The organism is Bifidobacterium sp. LH_426, assembly GCF_056356875.1.
The window spans coordinates 307,699-324,319 of the sequence record NZ_JBKEVB010000003.1 but is presented as its reverse complement, the minus strand read 5'-3'; the positions used below and the strand labels follow the sequence as shown (position 1 = coordinate 324,319).

4 protein-coding genes are annotated in these 16,621 nt (G+C 66.6%); all 4 read right to left on the bottom strand.

What is annotated here, in order from left to right:
* Window positions 1-97: 97 nt before the first annotated feature.
* Window positions 98-3,442: an immunoglobulin-like domain-containing protein gene (locus AC1AYD_RS05070; RefSeq protein ID WP_476503142.1), complete on the bottom strand. Its 3,345-nt coding sequence runs from the start codon at window positions 3,440-3,442 to the stop codon at window positions 98-100.
* Between the two features lie 452 nt (window positions 3,443-3,894).
* The gene (locus tag AC1AYD_RS05065) at window positions 3,895-7,554 is read right to left on the bottom strand and encodes a family 43 glycosylhydrolase (RefSeq protein ID WP_476544781.1); all 3,660 of its coding nucleotides are present in this window, start codon (window positions 7,552-7,554) and stop codon (window positions 3,895-3,897) included.
* A 457-nt stretch (window positions 7,555-8,011) separates the two neighbouring features.
* On the bottom strand, window positions 8,012-12,877 hold the full coding sequence (locus tag AC1AYD_RS05060) for a family 43 glycosylhydrolase (protein WP_476544780.1): 4,866 nt from the start codon (window positions 12,875-12,877) through the stop codon (window positions 8,012-8,014).
* Window positions 12,878-13,208: 331 nt separating this feature from the next.
* Window positions 13,209-16,397: an Ig-like domain-containing protein gene (locus AC1AYD_RS05055; protein ID WP_476544779.1), complete on the bottom strand. Its 3,189-nt coding sequence runs from the start codon at window positions 16,395-16,397 to the stop codon at window positions 13,209-13,211.
* Window positions 16,398-16,621 lie beyond the last annotated feature (224 nt).

Below are 16,621 nucleotides of genomic sequence, written 5' to 3'. Positions count from 1 at the left end.
CCTCATATCAGCTCGCTGTCGCTCGCCTTCGCCTACGGAGAGCCCACCGGGCTCTCCGCTTCACGGCTCAGCCCATCAGAGGGGGCCTAGGGAACCGTCAGGCGCGGCGCTTGCGCCAGATGGTCAAGGCGATGCCAGCGGCGGCCAGGACGGCCACCACACCCAGCACGCCCGCCACGGCGGCACCCGTCTTGGACAGGACGCTACCAGTGTTCGGCGCAGGCGTAGGCTGCGGCTTCGGAGTCGGCGGGTTCGTGGTGTCGTACGCGAACGTGTACGTCTGCGTGAACTTGCCATCCGGGCTCGTCACCTTGAACACCTGACCCTTCGACGCATCAGAGGTCACATCCGCGAACTTCCATGCAACCGGAACACCCTGCAGCTTGACCTTACGGCCCTTCGCAATCCTGAACGGACCGGACTGGTCGTAGCGGAACGACGCCACCTGGGCACCGTTATCCGCGTAGTTCGCAGTCACATTCTTGAGGTCGGCCACACCGTACTTGGTGGACGGCGTCGGCGTCTCGGCCTCCTTGATTGTGAACGTGACCTTCACCGTACCCGAGTACTTGCCCGCGCCGGTCACGGTCACCGTGGCGGTGCCCGGCTCGACGTTGTTCGCGTAGGACACGGTGTAATCGCCAGCCCCGAGCACGGTGCCGTCGGCGAGCGTCACGGACTCGACCGTGGGCTCCTTGGCGGAGCCGTCGGCCGTGTACTCGGTCTGCGCGAGCTTCACGGTCGCGCCGGAGATGTCGATGCCGGTGACGCTGACGGTCGCCTCGACCGGCATGCGGGAATTATCCTGCGCGACGCCCTTCACGGTGAACGTGCCGGTCTTCGCGTAGGAATCAGCCGGAACCGCATCCCACTTCACCGCGACATCCGCCTCGGAGCCGTCCGCATGCGTGAGGTGCACGGTCGCCGGCAGCTTGGCGGTCGGATCCTCACCGACCTTCGTCTCGACGACGTCCAGCGCACCCACGGACTTGACGGCCACGGCCGGGGCGTACGCCTCCAGCACCTTCTGGTACTGGGCGCGGGTCACCGGCAGCACGGTGCCATGACGCGGCTTGCCGCCGTCGGAGTTGGTCGGGAAGTTCTCTTCCGGCATCTTGTCGCCGATGACCGTCCACTTGCCGCTGGCGATGTCGTTGGTCGCCATCGGCACGTAGTGGTTCGGACCGCCGTGGTAGTTCGGCTGGTCAGCGAACAGGTAGTACTGGTAGCCGTTCACGTCACCGTCGTTGGCCTTGAACAGGGACGGGCCCTCGCCGGAGGTGAACTTGCCGCTGCCGGTGGCGTAGCCGTTGGGCTGGCCGTTGCCGATCTTCTCGGCGACCAACGTCCACTGGTCGGCCGCGCCGGTGGTCCCCGGGTAATCGCCCTTCACGGTGGCGAGCAGGTTCGTGGACTTCTCCTGACGCAGACTCATCGAGTTCTCGTCCTTGTAGACGCGGTAGTAGGTGTCGCCCACCTTCTGCACGGTCGCGTCGATGGAGCCCTTACCATCCTTGCCGTTGCCGCGCTGCGAGTCGATCCACACCTTCGGCTCCGAGAAGTTCACGAAGTCGTCGGTGGTGACGTAGATCATGCGGTTGTAGGTCATCGCCTTGCGGTCGGCGGAGTTCTCGGTGTCGTACATGTTCGACGCCCAGTAGACGACGTACTTGCCGATCTCGTCGTCCCAGTACGCCTCGGGTGCCCACGTGTTGCCCGCGTAGTCGGAGCTGACCTTCACGTGCGACTGCTTGGACCAGTGGACCAGGTCGTCGGACTTCCAGATCTCGATGTACTTGGAGCCGTTGACCTGCGCGCCGGCGAAGCCGTTCAGGCTGCTGATGCCGTTGGCGTTGGCACGACCGGAGATCTTCAGGTCGGTGGCGAGCATGTAGAACTTGTCGCCGTCCTTCGACTTCATGATGAACGGGTCACGCAGGCCCTTCTCACCGTATTCGGAGGTGAACAGCGGGGTGCCGTTGTTGAGCGTGTTCCAGTCGAGCGCATTGTCGCCCTTGGAGGCCGCGAGGCTGATCTTCTCGCCGCCCACGCCTTCACCGGTGAAGAACGCCCACACGTAGGCCTCGTCCTTCTCCTCGGCGGCCGGCATCGGCTGGATCGTGATCTCGAAGTCCTTGGTGAGCGTGGCGGCGCCGTTCTTCGCGGTGGCTTCCAGCGTGACCTTGACCGCGTCCTTGCCGGAGGCGGGACGCTTGACGGTCACGGTCGCCGACTTGTCGTTCACGCCGTCGCCGACGGTGGCGTAGTCGCCGCCCTTGACGATCTTCCACGTGATTGCGGAACCGTTGTCGCCCTTCGTCGCGACGGAGATGTTCGAACGCACGTCGTCCGCGCTTTCGATGGCGATTGCGTCGAGGTCGGCCTGCGCCTTATCACTGTCGGACAGCTGCTTTGGCACGGTCACCGTGTACGTCGCGGTCTTGGTCGCGCCGTTGAGCGTGAACGTCGCGGTGAGCGTCACCGTCGCGTCGCCCGCGGTCGCGGCGGGACGCGTGACGGTCGCCTTGCCGGTCGCGGCGTCGACGGCGATGGCCGCGTTGTCGGACTTCCACGCGACGGTCGCGCCTGCGGCGGCGACCGGCAGCGTGAAGTCCTCCGTCGCGCTCGACGGCACAGCTGCGGCCACGGCCGCGGCGGCCTTGTCGAGCGCTTCGGCGCTGTAGAGTCCGGCGACGTCGTCGGCGGTGAGCGCGGTGCCGTAGACCGCGTAGTCGTCAACGTCGATCTTCGTGTTCGGATCGGCGTAGGAGGATTTCGCGATGTAGGCGACGAGGTCGCCGTAGTTCGTGAGGCCGCCGGCGGGGATCGTGTACGTCTTGTCGCCGACCGGCTGGCCGTTCAGGTAGAAGCTCATCGTGCCGTCGGTGCCGTCGATCACGGTGGTGTAGAGCGCGAGCGCGTTCGTCGCCTTCGCGCCGGTGGTGGCGGCGTTGGTCGCGGCGGGACCGACTTCGGTGCCCCACGGGCTGTTGTTCGGGGCGGCCGCGGTGGCGGTGGTCATCACGGACTTCACGTAGCCGGACGGGTTCGCCGGATTGAGCAGGAAGTAGCCGTTCTTCGTCGCGCCGTTGCCGATGTACGCGGCGGCGACGTTGCCGTTACCGTAGTTGTTCTTCAGCCAGATGGAGACGGTCACGTCCTTCTGGCCCTTGATCGCGATGGTCGGCACGCTGATGGTCTGCGATCCGGTCAGGTTGATCTGGCCGTTCGCGACGGTCGCGTCACCGGAGAGGGTGGCGTCACTGTTCGCCGCGGCGCCCTCGTTCGCGATGGTCTTGCCGCTCGGCGCGGTGTCGAATGAATAATGGATGAGCGGCTTCGGCACGCTCGCCGCGGCCGCCGTCATCGGCAGCATGAGACCGGCGGCCAGCGTGGCGACGCTCGCCACGATGCCGACGGCCTTTCTTGTCCACATCCCCATAATGCTCCTTCGATAAGGGAATCGTCTGTATCTCCTCGTATCGCGCCGGGTGAACCGCACGCCGCCCTTCCTCGCGACGCCCACGCGACGACCTGTCGTGGTCTCCGCCGGTTCCCGCTGCGCACGACCAACCTCGACCGCGCGCACGCCATACACTTGTTTAGTGTACTGTGAACGCTCCCATTACGCCACGCCCCCATCACCAGCGTGTGCGCAGAGCGATTCCACATGGCAGGCAGCCCGCATACATTGGCCCCCTCTGACGAGGGGGCTGCCGAACGAAGTGAGGCTGGGGGAGAGATAGCTGGAACGTTACGTTCGCGGTATCTCTCCCCCAGTCCGCTTCGCGGACAGCCCCCTCGTCAGAGGGGGCCGAAATCAGTCGCCCCCCTCAGTCTCGCTGCGCGAGCCAGCTCCCCCTGAAGGGGGCGCAGGGGGGATGCACGCGACCGTCAGGCGCGGCGCTTGCGGAGGGTGAGCGCGGCGCCGGCGGCAAGCACGAGCAGCGTGACCGCGGCGACCGCGGCACCGGCCACGGACGAGCCGGTCCTCGACAGGCCCGGCTTCTTCGCCCCGTTCGAGCCGTTTGCCCCGTTCGCACCAGCACCAGCACCAGCACCAGCACCAGCACCAGCACCTGGCTTGGCCGACGGAGTCTCCGGCTTGGTCGCGTCACCATCGCCGTCGCCCTTGTCCGGGTCGGTCGGTGTCGTGTCGCCGTCATCCGCCACGACCTTCACCTTGACGGTCACGGTCTTCAAGGAAGCCGCAAGCTCCTCGGACGAGCTCATGTCGAACACGGGCATGCCGTCGGCGGCCCAGTGGACGCGGCGCACGAACGTGTCACGGCCGGTCGCGTTGACGGAACCGAGGTTCTTCGTCGCGTAGGCGTGGAACACGTAGATCATGTTGCCGTCCTCGTCCTCGCTCCACATGCCGTGGCCGGTGCCGAGCTGCATCTCGCCGTTGAACGGGCCGGACTTCTGAATCGGGTAGTTGAGCACGGTCCAGCTGGCCGGATCGGTCAGGTCGCTGCCGGAGGCGTCGGCCACGGCGAGGCCGGTGGTGTACGTCTTGCCGACGGACGAGCCGGAGAACATGAGGTACAGCTTGCCGTCGCGCATGGTCACGTTCGGGCCTTCGGCGATGGTCACGTTCCACGGGTATTCCGGCGAGACGATGCGCACCGGCTTGGACGTGATGAGGCCCGGGTTCGACGGGTCCATCGTCGCGATGTAGGTCGCGCCGAGCTGCTGCCACGCGTAGTAGGACTTGCCGTTCGCGTCCTTGAAGTAGGTCATGTCGAGCGACATGCCCACGTTGCCGTTCGCGTCGAGCGCGAGGTCCTTCTTGCCGTTGACCTGCGAGGCGGCGTCACGGTAGATCGGCGTCGGCGTGGTCCAGTTCTCGGGTTTGCTCGGGTCGAGGTCGTAGCCGTTCGCGTCCTGCTTGAGCTGCATGTACACGGACTTGCCGTTCGACCACGTGTTGCCGTAGCCGGCCATGAACAGAATCGTCAGGCGTCCGTTGATCTCGTGGAACTCGGGGGCCCAGAAGCTGTGCATGATCGCCTTGCCTTCGGAGTCCTTGACGCCGGCGGTGAGCAGCGACACCTCCTTGTTGTTGTATCCATTCGACTGGATAGTCGCGTCCGGGTTGCCCGGCTCGTCGGCGAGCGCCGCGATCGAGTCGGCCATGCGGAACGGCATGTGCGGGGAGCCGTGCTGCCAGGTCACGTCGCCTTGGATGTCGTTGGAGGCGATCATCAGGAACTTGGTTTCGGTGACTTCCTTGCCGTCGACCTGATGCGTCCACTCCCACTTGGTGATGGACGGGTCGGCGCGATCCTCGGCGAACGGGATCTGGTATTCGGTCTGCTTGACGGTGCCGGTCACGGTGTAACCGTCCGCGTCGCCGCTCGCTTCGCCCGTCACCTTGGACGTGTCCACCGCCGAAGTGTCCCACGACGAAATCGGCAACGAGCCGGTGGAGCCGTCGGAGTAGGTGAGGTCCACATTCTTCGGCAGCTGCTTGGTCACCTCGTCCATCGACGCGCCCTGCTTGACGGTGATCGTCTCGGGCAGGTTGCTGGCACCGGTGTTGGTGGAGCGGCCGAAGCGCGTCTCGAGCGCCTTCGCGGTGGCGGTGTCGACGGCGATCGTCGCGCCGGAACGGAAGTCGGCGATGCCCGTGACCGCGCCCGCGCCGGATGCGGCGAGCCTGCCGGACGTCGCGTAGGCGCCGACGACCACGTCGCCGTGCTTGGCGGCCTTGCCGTCGTTGGAGAGCGTGGCGAACGTCGTGTGCTTGGCCACGCCGTTGTCGTCCTTCCAGCCGACGAGGTACTGCTTGGCGGCGGTGTCGTAGACCGCGTACGGCTCGTTGACGCCGTTGGTCTCGCCGAGGTCGACGATCGAACCGGAGTTCGCCTTCTCGCTGTAGGCGAGCAGGTCCTTCGACGTGGCGATGAGCACACTGGACTTGGCGGTGGAGTCGCCGTTCGCGGTGCCGCGGTTGGTGCGCACGGCGATCACGGCGAACGTGCCGTCGGCGAGGCGGAACAGGCTCGGGTCCTTGAGGTTGCGGGCCACGTCCTCGGTGTTCATGTTGAGCGGCTGGGACTTGTATCCGAGCGGGAAGAAGATGCCGTAGTTCTCGTTGTACGGCGAGTAGGAGCCGTCGTCGGCGAGTCGTGCGAGGTGCATGCTGTACGCGATGTCGCCGTTGTTCGCGTCGTCGACGCTGGTGGCGTTGCGGTCGTAGGCGGCGATCGTCGCGGACTTCGACTTCGGCAGGACGGTCACGGCGAACGTCTTGTCGACGGTGCCGGCGGTGCCGTCCTTCGCGAACGTCACGGTGATGGTGCCTTCCGCAGCCTTGTCGGCGTTCCCGTCGGCCGCGGCGATGACGCCGTCGGCCGCGGTCACGCCGCCGGTGGTCGCCTTCACGGTCGCCGTGGTGCCGTCACCGGGCGTGGGCAGTGCGTCGCCGGAACGCACGATGGCGGGGATCGCGTAGCCGTCGGCGGCTTCCTTGAGCACTTCGGCGGCGGTCTTGTCGGTCGGATTGACGGTCACCGTGAACCGTTTCGTCGCGGTGATGCCGCGCACGGTCGCGGTCGCCGTCAACGTCACCGTTTTCGCGGCCTCGCCTTTGGCGGGCTGCGTGACGGTGCCGTTCGTCGCGATGACGCTCTCGTCGGACGACGTCCACGTGACGCCGTTCGCTGTGGGCAGCGCGACGTAGGATGCGTTGATCTCGCCCGGCACGCTGATGCCATCGAGCGCCGATCCGGTGAGCTCGTCGGCGTGGATCTTCGCGTCGACCGTGCTGATCGCGGCGACCTGGTCGGCGCTCAGCGCGGCGTCGTACACGCGGAACGTGGAGACGGCGCCCTTGAACAGCGCGTCCGGCCACGGCGAGCGTGCGATTGTGTTCAGCGACTGGTCCTTGACGGTGGACAGTTTCGCCGGCACGGTGCCGGATGCGACCTGCACGCCGTCGATGTACATCTTCGTCGTGTTGCCGTCAATCGTCGCGGTGACGGACAACCAACGGTCGGCGGACGCGACGCAGGATTTCGCCTGGACGAGCGTCTCGGCGCCGCCGGACTTGAGGCCGACGAGCGGATTGCGGCCGGAACCGCAGTTGAGCGTGGAGAAGAAGTATTCGGTGTCGGAGCTGTCGTTGCCGACGTTCCACAGGAAGTGGAACGAGCTCAGCATGCTCTTGTCGGCCTTGACCTCCATCTGCACGGTGGCCGCGTCCTTGCCTGTGAGCAGGCCGGCGGGCAGCTTCACCCAGTCGCCGGAGCCGGTCTTCGCGCCGCCGGACAAGGTGAGGGCGCCGTCCGACCAGAGGGAATCGGCCGCGTTCTGGACTTCGGCCGCGCCGAGGCTCGAGTTCGCGGCGGGCGCGCCGTTGGCGACGGTCTTGCCGTCGGCCGGCTTCGACGTGAAGTCGTAGGCGGCGACGAGATGGTCGGTGGGGATGACGGCGTCGGCCGCGACCGCCGTGGTCGCGCCGAGCGCCATGCCCGCGAGCGCCATCGGCACCGCAAGCGCCGCGCCGAGGATCCTCTTCCCCCAGCGCCTGGTAGTTGACATGGACATTACGTGTTTCTCCTTCGAAATCGATGTATTGTTCGGCCGGATCCGGCTCCGGTACCCCCTCAGTCCGGCCTGCGGCCGGACAGCTCCCCCTGAAGGGGGCGCAAAGGAATCACACACCGCGCCCCTAGGGGGGAGCTGGCGACACTCCTTGCTCCCCCTTTGAGGGGGAGCTGGCGGGCGAAGCCCGACTGAGGGGGTACCGGCCCCCTCTGACGAGGGGGCTCCCGGCGAAGCCGGGTGGGGGAGAGACAACCGCAAACGTTGCGTTCCAGCTATCTCTCCCCCAGTCCGCTTCGCGGACAGCTCGACCGCAATTGCGGACGGCCTGCGGCCGGCCTCATATCAGCTCGCCTGTCGGCTCGCACATCGCCTACAAACGCCTCCGGCGTTTGCTTCACGGCGATGTCCCGTCAGAGGGGGCCAGAGCCGGGCGCAATGCCATACCCGGCTCTCACCGCTATGCGCGCTTGCGGCGGAGGGCTAGAGCGATGCCGGCGGCGAGCGTCGCGAGGGCAACGGTCGCGGCGGCGGTCACGGACGCGCCGGTGGCGGACAGGCCGGGCTTCCTGCCGGCGTTGCCCGCGCCATTGCCGGAACCGTCACCCGTGCCGTTCTCACCGTTGCCGTTGTCCCCCGGGCCGGTCGGGTTGTCCGGGTCCTCGTTGGACGGCCAGGCGGTCTGCTTGGCGCCCCAGATGGAGACGGCGCCCGGCGTGGCGGCGGCCACGTCGGTGCCGGCGTTGGTGAACACACTGCCGCCGACCGCGCCGAACACGAGCGCGTAGCCGCCGGTCTCGTTGGGCTGTCCGGCGAGCGTGCCAGTGTAGTCGCCCATCAGGTCGCTGCCGGTCGCGGCGGCGGTCACGTGCAGCGTGACCGTATTGCCGGACAGCTCCCACGTGCCCTGCGCGCGTCCGGAGATCGTGCCGTCCTCGTTGAGGCGCACGGTGACCGCGTGCACGATGCCCGCATCGGCGAGACGCGTCGCGAGATCGGCCTTTTCCGTGTTCGTCGCGTAGCTGCGCGTCGGATCGTTGACGGCGATCTGGTATTCGCCGGCCACGTCGGAGACCTTGTACGAGGCCTTCTGGCGGAACGCGCCGGAGTACTCGTACGGGGTGGAGACGAGCCAACCGTCGGCGGTGGCGACCATCTGCTGCACGCGCAGCTCGTTGTCGGACTTGGTGGCCGTCTCGGAGGCGGTCTTGTCGACGAAGCGCGTGTGGTACACGTTGTAGATCGCGCCGTCGGAGCCGACGTAGACCTCGTTGCCGCCCTGCGACGTACGGATCTCGGTGGAGCCGTTCTGCTCGACGGTGGAGAGCACGCGCAGACCGCGGTTGATGGTCTTGTTCGCGCCGGAGCCCGGGTTGCCGTACACGGACGTGTAGATCGCCGGGTTGCCGTTCTGGTCCACATACGGGCCGGTCAGCTTCTTCGAGCGGAACTCGCGGATCTGGTAGCCGCCGTCCACGCCGAGGTTGCCGTAGGAGACGAACATGTACCACCAGTCGCCGTGCTTGACGAACGATGCGCCTTCGCCGGAGTTGTTGTGGCCGCCGGCGAGCTTCACGCCGTAGTAGGCGTCGGAGACGTCCGCCTTGGTCGCGTAGGTCGCACCGTAGTCGCGCAGGCCGGTGGCCGGGTCGAGCTTGATCGCCCAGATGCCGCCGAACCAAGAGCCGAAGCTCATCCACAGCTGGCCGTCGTCGTCGGTGTGCACGTCGGCGTCGATCGCGTTGATGCCGGTGTCGTCGAGGCTCTTGTAGCGGGCGGGCACCTTGCCGTCCGTGGTGAGCACGCCGGGCACCTTGGCCACGTCGGTCGCCGCCACATCGGAATCCTGGAAGCCGGAGTAGACCACGGGGCCCACGTACGTCCAGTCGCCGTCGAGATGGTCGGCGGTGAGCAGCACGATCACGGTCTTCTGGTAGTTGCCCTTGCCGCCGCCGTTGACGGACAGGTACATCGTCCACTTGCCCATCGTCGCGTTCCAGGAGACGTCGGGCGCCCACATGTTGCCGTCGATCTCGCCGTTGCCGGCGTCGTTCTTCGACGACCACTCGTTCCAGATGCCGCCGAGCACGGTCTTGTAATCGGTGCTCAGGTTGTTCTGGAACGGCTCCCAGTTCTGCAGGTCCTTCGACTTGAGCCATGCGCGGTGGGAGCCGAACACGTAGTACGTGTCGCCTTCCTTGACGATGCTCGGGTCGTGCGCGCTGCCGCGGTGGTGCGTGTCGTCGGCGCGGGAGGCGGTCACGTCGGCCGTGTACGTCACGTCGACGATCGAACCGTCCTTCATCGTGTAGCGCACGGTGAACGCGAACGTTCCGGCCGCGACGCCGAGCGCGTCGTAGCGCACGCCGTCGTCGGCGAGCGTCGCGACGCCCTGCGCCGGCGCCTTGGTGAGGGCCCGCTTCGCGTGGCCCTTCACCGCCGCCGGCTCGGCGAACGTCACGGTGCCGTTCGTCGAGACCGTCATCGCGTCGGTCTTGACGTCGGTGACGGTCGCGGCCTTCGCGGCGACGGTGACGGTCGCCTCGACCGGCATGCGCGACGCGTCCTGCGCGACGCCGGACACGGTGAACGTGCCTTCCTTCGCGTAATCGCTCGCCTTGATCTCGTTCCAGACGACGGCGACGTCCTCGGACTTGCCGTCGGCCATAGTGAGGTGCGCGGACTGCGGCAACGTGGGCGCCTCGCCGGGCTTCGTGGTCGCGTCGAGCGCGTCGACGGACTTGACGGCGATGCTCGGCTCGTACGCCTCGAGCACGGTCTGGTATTCGGCGCGGGTGACGCCGAGCACGGTGCCGTGGCGCGGGCGGCCGCCGTCGGAGTTGAGCGGCATCTGCGATTCGGGCATCTTCTCGCCGACGGACGTCCACTTGGACGCGTCGGTGATGTCGGTCGTGGCGAACGGCACGTAGTGGTTCGGGCCGCCGTGGTAGTTCGGCTGGTCGGCGAACAGGTAGTACTGGTAGCCGTTCACGTCGCCCTTGTTGGCCTTGAACAGGGACGGGCCTTCACCGGCGGTGAACGTGCCGCCGTAGCCGTTGGGCTGTCCCTTGCCGATGTTCACGCCGATTTCAGTCCACTTGGAGCCCTTGAGCGCGGTCGCATAGTCGGTCACGCCGTCGGCGCCGATGGAGGCGGTCAGGTCGGTGGACTTCTCCTCGCGCAGGGTCATCGAGTTCTCGTCCTTGTAGATGCGGTAGTAGGTGTCGCCCACCTTCTGCACGGTCGCATCGATCGAGCCGGCGCCGGCCTGGCCGCGGCGGTCCACGTTGATCCATTCCTTCGGTTCGGAGAAGGTGATGAAGTCGTCGGTCGTGGCGAACATCATGCGGTTGTAGGTCAGCGACGTGCGGTCGTTCTCGTCGGTGGTGTCGTACAGGTTCGACGCCCAGTAGACCACGTAGGTGCCGAGTTCGTCGTCCCAGTAGGCTTCGGGCGCCCACGTGTTGCCCGCGTAGTCGGTGCTGACCTTCACGTGGCGCTGCTTCGACCAGTTGACGAGGTCGGTGGACTCCCAGATCTCCAGGTACTTGGAGCCCTTGTTCTGGGCGGTGGAGAAGTCGCCGTTGACGACCTTCAGATCGGTGGCGAGCAGGTAGAACTTGTCGCCGTCATGCGAGCGCATGATGAACGGGTCGCGCAGGCCCTTCTCGCCGAACGTGGAGGTCATGATCGGCTCGGCCTTGCCTTCGGCGTTCGTGTTGAGCGCGTTCCAGTCGAGCGCGTTGTTGCCCTTGGATGCGGCGATGCTGACCTTCTGTGATTCGCCGCCTTCGCCGGTGAAGTACATCCACACGTAGGCCTGGGTGTCGGTCTTGCTGGACGGCATCGGCTGCACCTTGACCGCGAAGTCGCGGGTCTTGGTGACGCTGCCGCTGGTCACGGCGGCGGTGAGCGTGATGGTGGTCGCCTTCGCGCCGGCGGCCGGGCGAGCGATCCTCACGGTCTTCGAGGTCGCGTTGACGCCGTTCGCGATGGTCGGGTTCGCCTTGCCGGCGTCCTTGACGGTCCACGAGATGGTCGCGCCGTTGGCGCCCTTCGTGGGCACGGAGAAGTTGGAGCGCATGTCGGTCGCGTTCTCGATCGAGAGCGCCCTCAGGTCGCGGGTGACGATCTCCTCGTCGCCGAGCTTCTGCGGCACGGTCACGGTGAACGTCTTCGTGACCGGTTGCGGCGGCGCGGGCACGCCCGTGTTCGGCGAGAGCGTGGCGGTGAGCGTCACGGTCACGTCGCTTGCGGTGGAAGGCGTGACGGTCGCGTTGCCGGCCTTGTCGACGCTGATGACCTTGTCGTTGTCGCTCGTCCACGTGACGGCGGCGTTGTCGGTGGCGGTCTTCAGCGCGAAGTCGGCGCTCGCGGTGGTCGGCACGGTGAGGTTGCCGATTTCGCCTTCGAGCAGGTCGGCGGCGCCGTCGGCGTCGATCATCGTGACGATCTGGCTTTGGGTGAGCGCGGTGTCGTACACGGCGAACGACTTGATTGCGCCGTGGAACATCGCGTCGCCGACGCCCGGATACGTGGAGTTGCCGATCGTGTTCCAGTTCTGCGCCTTGAACTGGTTCGGCAGCGTGTTGAACGTGCCGGAGCCGACGAGACGGCCGTTGATGTACAGGTTCGCCTGCTTCGTCGCGCCGTCGATGGTGGCGGCGAGCAGCTGGAACTTTTCGGTGGACAGGTTGGACGAGGCGCTGAAGTAGTTCTCGTTGACGCCGTTCTCCGAATCGGTGATCGAGGTGTACAGGCCGTTGTGGGTGGAGACCGCCCAGTTGCCTTCCTTCTTCAGTCGCGAACCGCCGAACGTGAAGAAGTACGTCCACTTCGCATCGCTGATGCTGAAGTCGCTGTTCTTCACCATCGTGACCACGGTGGCGGAGGTCTTGTCCTTGAGCAGATTATCGGGGAGCTTCACGTACTCGTCGCCGGTGAGCTGGAGCGCGCCGTCCGCGTAGGTGCCGGCCTTGTCGGCGTCCTTCGTGTCCTTGACCTGCGCGGCGCCGAACGCGGAGCCGGTGGCCTCGTTGGCCACGGCGCCGCTGCCGTCGTCCTTGGCGAACGAGTAGCTGGCGAGCGGGGTGGGCAGGGCGGCGGCCTTGGTGGTCGCGTTGGCGGTGGCGGTGGCGGCCTTGGCGGCGATGGTCTGTGCCGTGTCGCCGTCGGCAGCGACCGCGGTGGTCGCGCCGAGCGCCAGTCCGGACAGCGCCATCGGCACGGCGATCACGGCGCCGATAAGACGCCTGCGGATCGCGTGCCGACCGTCCGCCCGTCGCACGGCCGAAAGCCGCCCGATCGGTGATGGTTGGGTGGTCATTGTTTCCTCCTTCGCGTGAGACCTACGTTGTCCCACGCACATCTTCAGTAGTGCCGCATCACCAATGACACGGCCGTTGATGCACCGATGCACCAACACAATGCGCCTTTGGCGCATACGTTGTTGGGGGGGCGAGCGGGGTGGCTCCCTCTGACGAGGGAGCTGTCAGCCGAAGGCTGACTGAGGGAGAGATAGCTGGAACGTTACGTTCGCGGTATCTCTCCCCCACCCGGCTTCGCCGGGAGCCCCCTCGTCAGAGGGGGCCGAAATCGGCATGCGCCTTCGGCGCATTCTGTTTTTGCTCCCCCACATTCGTGGGGGAGCAAGCGGCTCACGCCTGGCGCTTACGCCAGACGGTGAGGGCGACGCCGGCGGCGAGGACCAGCGCGGTGGCGGCGGTCACGCCTGCGATCGCACTACCCGTGGAGGACAGCACCGGCTTCTTCGCAGCGGTCGTGTTCGTGCCGTTCGGCTTGCCGGACGAGCTCTTCTTCACCAGACCGTCAACGGCGGACTGGAGCTTCGCGAGAACCTGATCCACCTGCTGCTGGCTGGCGTTGTCATCACGCAGCACAGCGTCGGCGGCGGCACGGGCGGCGGCGAAGGCGGCCCAACCGGACTGGTAGTCGGACGCCTCGTATCCCTTGACCTTGTTGTAGAGCGTCCACAGCGCGTCTTTGTCGACCGTCGCGCCGGGCTGGTCAGGCTGGTCGGGATCCGGGTTCGGGTTCTCGCCCTGCGCGACCGTGACGGCCTCGCCGGCGGAGCTCTTGACGAGGCCGTCGGTGTAGCCGTCGTAGGTGGCGGTGATGTCGCCGGAGACGGCGGCGGGGACGGTCACGGCGGCGACGCCGTCGGCGTCGAGCTTGACGGTCTCGGTCCAGCTGCCGTTCGCGGTGGCGAACTTCACGGAGCCGGCGACGGTGCCCTTGTCGGCGGCCGCGACGGTCGCGGTCAGGACGCGGGAGTCCTTGTCATACTTGAGCGTGGTCGTCGAGTCCACGGCGGCGAGCTTCGTCGGGTTGGCGGTCGTCCACTGGTGCATGTTCTCGGCGATGGCGGCGGACACGTTCACGAACGCGCCGTGGCGGGTCGGGGTCGGCATGTTGGTCGGGGTGACCTTGCCGGTGACGCCCGGGCCCCACTGCTTCTCCGTGTTCCAGCCGTCGGTCTGCGACAGGCGGTTGGCCCAGCTGGAGGCGGCGATCGCGGATTCGGAGGTCATGTACGGCTTGTAGCCGCCGGAGTCGGCCATGATGATCATCGCGTCGCCGGCCTCGTTCTGGTTCGGGTCGCCCGCGTTGAGCTTGATGGACTCCGGGCCCTCGAACGGCAGGATGTTCTGGTCGACGAGCTGCCAGGTCTTGGTCACGTCGGCGTTCGGATCGGCGGAGGTCGTCTCGCAGGTCAGGCACTTGGAGCGCTCGAGGAACGTGGACTTCTTGGTGGTGATGTAGTCGCCGGCCTTGCCGTTCTCCTCGTTCTTGGTGAGGCGGTAGTACATATCGCCGATCTTGAACACGGTGGAGTCGATGCGGGAGTACTGGGTGTCCTGCCACTTCTGCACCGGGGTGTAGTTCTTGAAGTCGCGCGTGATGGCCATCATCACGATGTTGTACGCGCCGCCGGTCTTCGAGCTCTTCACCGCGGTGGAACGGGTGTCGTCCGTGTACTCGCGGGAGGAGAAGAACACGACGTAGGCGTTGAGGTCGTCATCCCAGAACGCCTCCGGCGCCCAGGTCATGCCCATGTTGTCGGCGTTGACCTTGATGCCGGTGTCGCCGTCCTCGGCGTTGGTGCGGGTCCAGTTCACCATGTCGGTGGACTCCCACGCCTCAAGCTTGAGGGAGCCGTACTGCTGGTTCTGGCCCCAGCCCTGCGAGGAGACCTTGAGGTCGGTGGCGATCATGTAGAACTTGTCGCCGTCATGGGACTTGAGCACGTACGGGTCGCGCAGGCCCTTGGTGTCGGTGTTCGAGACGATGACCGGGTCGGAGCCGTTGATCTCCTTGAACGAGAAGAAGTTGTTGCCGTCGGTGGCGGACTCGTACAGGGCCTCGCCAATCTTGCCGTTGGTGGTCGCGGCGTCGGACAGGAACGTGACGGACGCATACGCGCCGTCCGGCACGGAACGCGTCTTCTCCTTGACGGTGACTTCGACGGTCTTGGTGACCTTCTCGCCGCCGTTGTAGCTGGCGGTGGCGGTCAGCGTGACCGGCTTGGAATCGCCGTCGCCGTAGGCGGGGCGGGTCACGACGCCGGCACCCTGGTACGGGTCGGCGGCCGCGCCGTTGGCCGGCGCCTTGTAGTCGGCGTCCGTGCCGGTGATGAGCTTCGGATCGGAGGAGGTCCACGTAATCGTCGAGCCGTTCTTCGTGCCTTCGGCGACGAGCGGCAGGTTCTCGGTCGTGGTGGTCTTGAGCGCGCTGATCGCGGAGTCGAGGTCCTCGGTGGCGGCGCTCTTCGCGTCCAGCGGGTTCACGGTGACGGGCAGCTCGGCCTTCACGCCGCCGATCTCGGTGGTCGCGGTGATGGTCGCGGAACCGGCCTTGACGGCGGTCACGGTGCCGTCGTCGGAGACCTTCGCCACGCCCTCGTCGGAGGACGACCAGGTGACGTTCTTGCTCACGGCGTCGTCCGGGGTGACGGTGGCGGTGAGCTTGGCGGTGGACTTCTCGGTCAGGGCGAGCTTGCCGTCGACCACGCCGTCGCCGGAGATGGTCACGCCGGTCGGCGAGGCGAGTTCGGCGCCCTTGTACACCTTGATGTCGTCCATCGCGCCGTTCCAGTACTTGTCGGTGCCGATGCCGGAGCCGCTGCCGTCGTAGAACGACTTGCCGATGTACGTGGTGTAGCCGCCGAGGTCGCTCATCTTGATACCGGTGTTGGTGGTGAAGCTCAGCAGGGAGCCGTCACGCCACACGCCGAGATTGGTGCCGTCCACGACGATCTTGTAGGTGTGCCACGTATTGTCGTTACCGGAAACGGTGACGTTGTCGCCGTGCTCGTTGTTCCACTTGTTGTCGGAGATGACCGTCTTCACCTTGGTGGTGCTGATGCGGTTGAAGAAGTACTTGTTGTAGTCCTTGCCGACCGCGAAGGTGAAGAACGCGTCGCTGTCCGCCTGACGGGACTTGGCCGCGAACTCCAGGGTGAAGGAGTCGCCGGCGTCCTTGAACAGCTGGTCGTCGATCTGCGCGTACTTGGCGCTGTTCGCGTCGTTGTTGAGGTTCAGCGCCTCGTTGTTGGAGCGGTCGCCGAACTTGCCGACGGAGACGCCGCCGTTGAGGGTCAGGTTGTACTTGCCGGTCGAATCGGCGATAGAGCCGCTGCTGGTGCCGTTCTTGCCGGTGAAGTCCCAGCTGGCGAGCAGGGTCGGTGCGGCGTCGGCCGCGGCGGTGACGGCGGGCGCGGACTGCGCGGCCGCGGTCGTCGCGTCGGCGGCGGTGGCCGCGGGCACGAACGCCGCGAACATCGGCACGGCCGCGATCAGCGCGACTGCTTTCTTCCAGTTCTTCATATGCTGCTATGCACTTTCGTCCAGGCGCGACGCAGCGCCTCTTCCTTCCGTTCTCCCCCGCCATCGCCGTACCACGGTGCTACGCCACACCACGGCCATGCCGGACGTTCCGCACGCCGGTTCCGGTTCGTCCCGTCACCCGCGCACGTGACGTTCCACGATACCCGTTCGCATCGGTCGCCGTCCGTCGCTCCTCAACGACGTCCGCCTGTAATGTGAACGTT

Excerpts from the sequence above, each read along its gene's own strand:
- AC1AYD_RS05065 (WP_476544781.1), bottom strand. The coding sequence starts at position 7,554 with ATGTCCATGTCAACTACCAGGCGCTGGGGGAAGAGGATCCTCGGCGCG.
- AC1AYD_RS05070 (WP_476503142.1), bottom strand. The coding sequence starts at position 3,442 with ATGGGGATGTGGACAAGAAAGGCCGTCGGCATCGTGGCGAGCGTCGCC.
- AC1AYD_RS05060 (WP_476544780.1), bottom strand. The coding sequence starts at position 12,877 with ATGACCACCCAACCATCACCGATCGGGCGGCTTTCGGCCGTGCGACGG.
- AC1AYD_RS05055 (WP_476544779.1), bottom strand. The coding sequence starts at position 16,397 with ATGAAGAACTGGAAGAAAGCAGTCGCGCTGATCGCGGCCGTGCCGATG.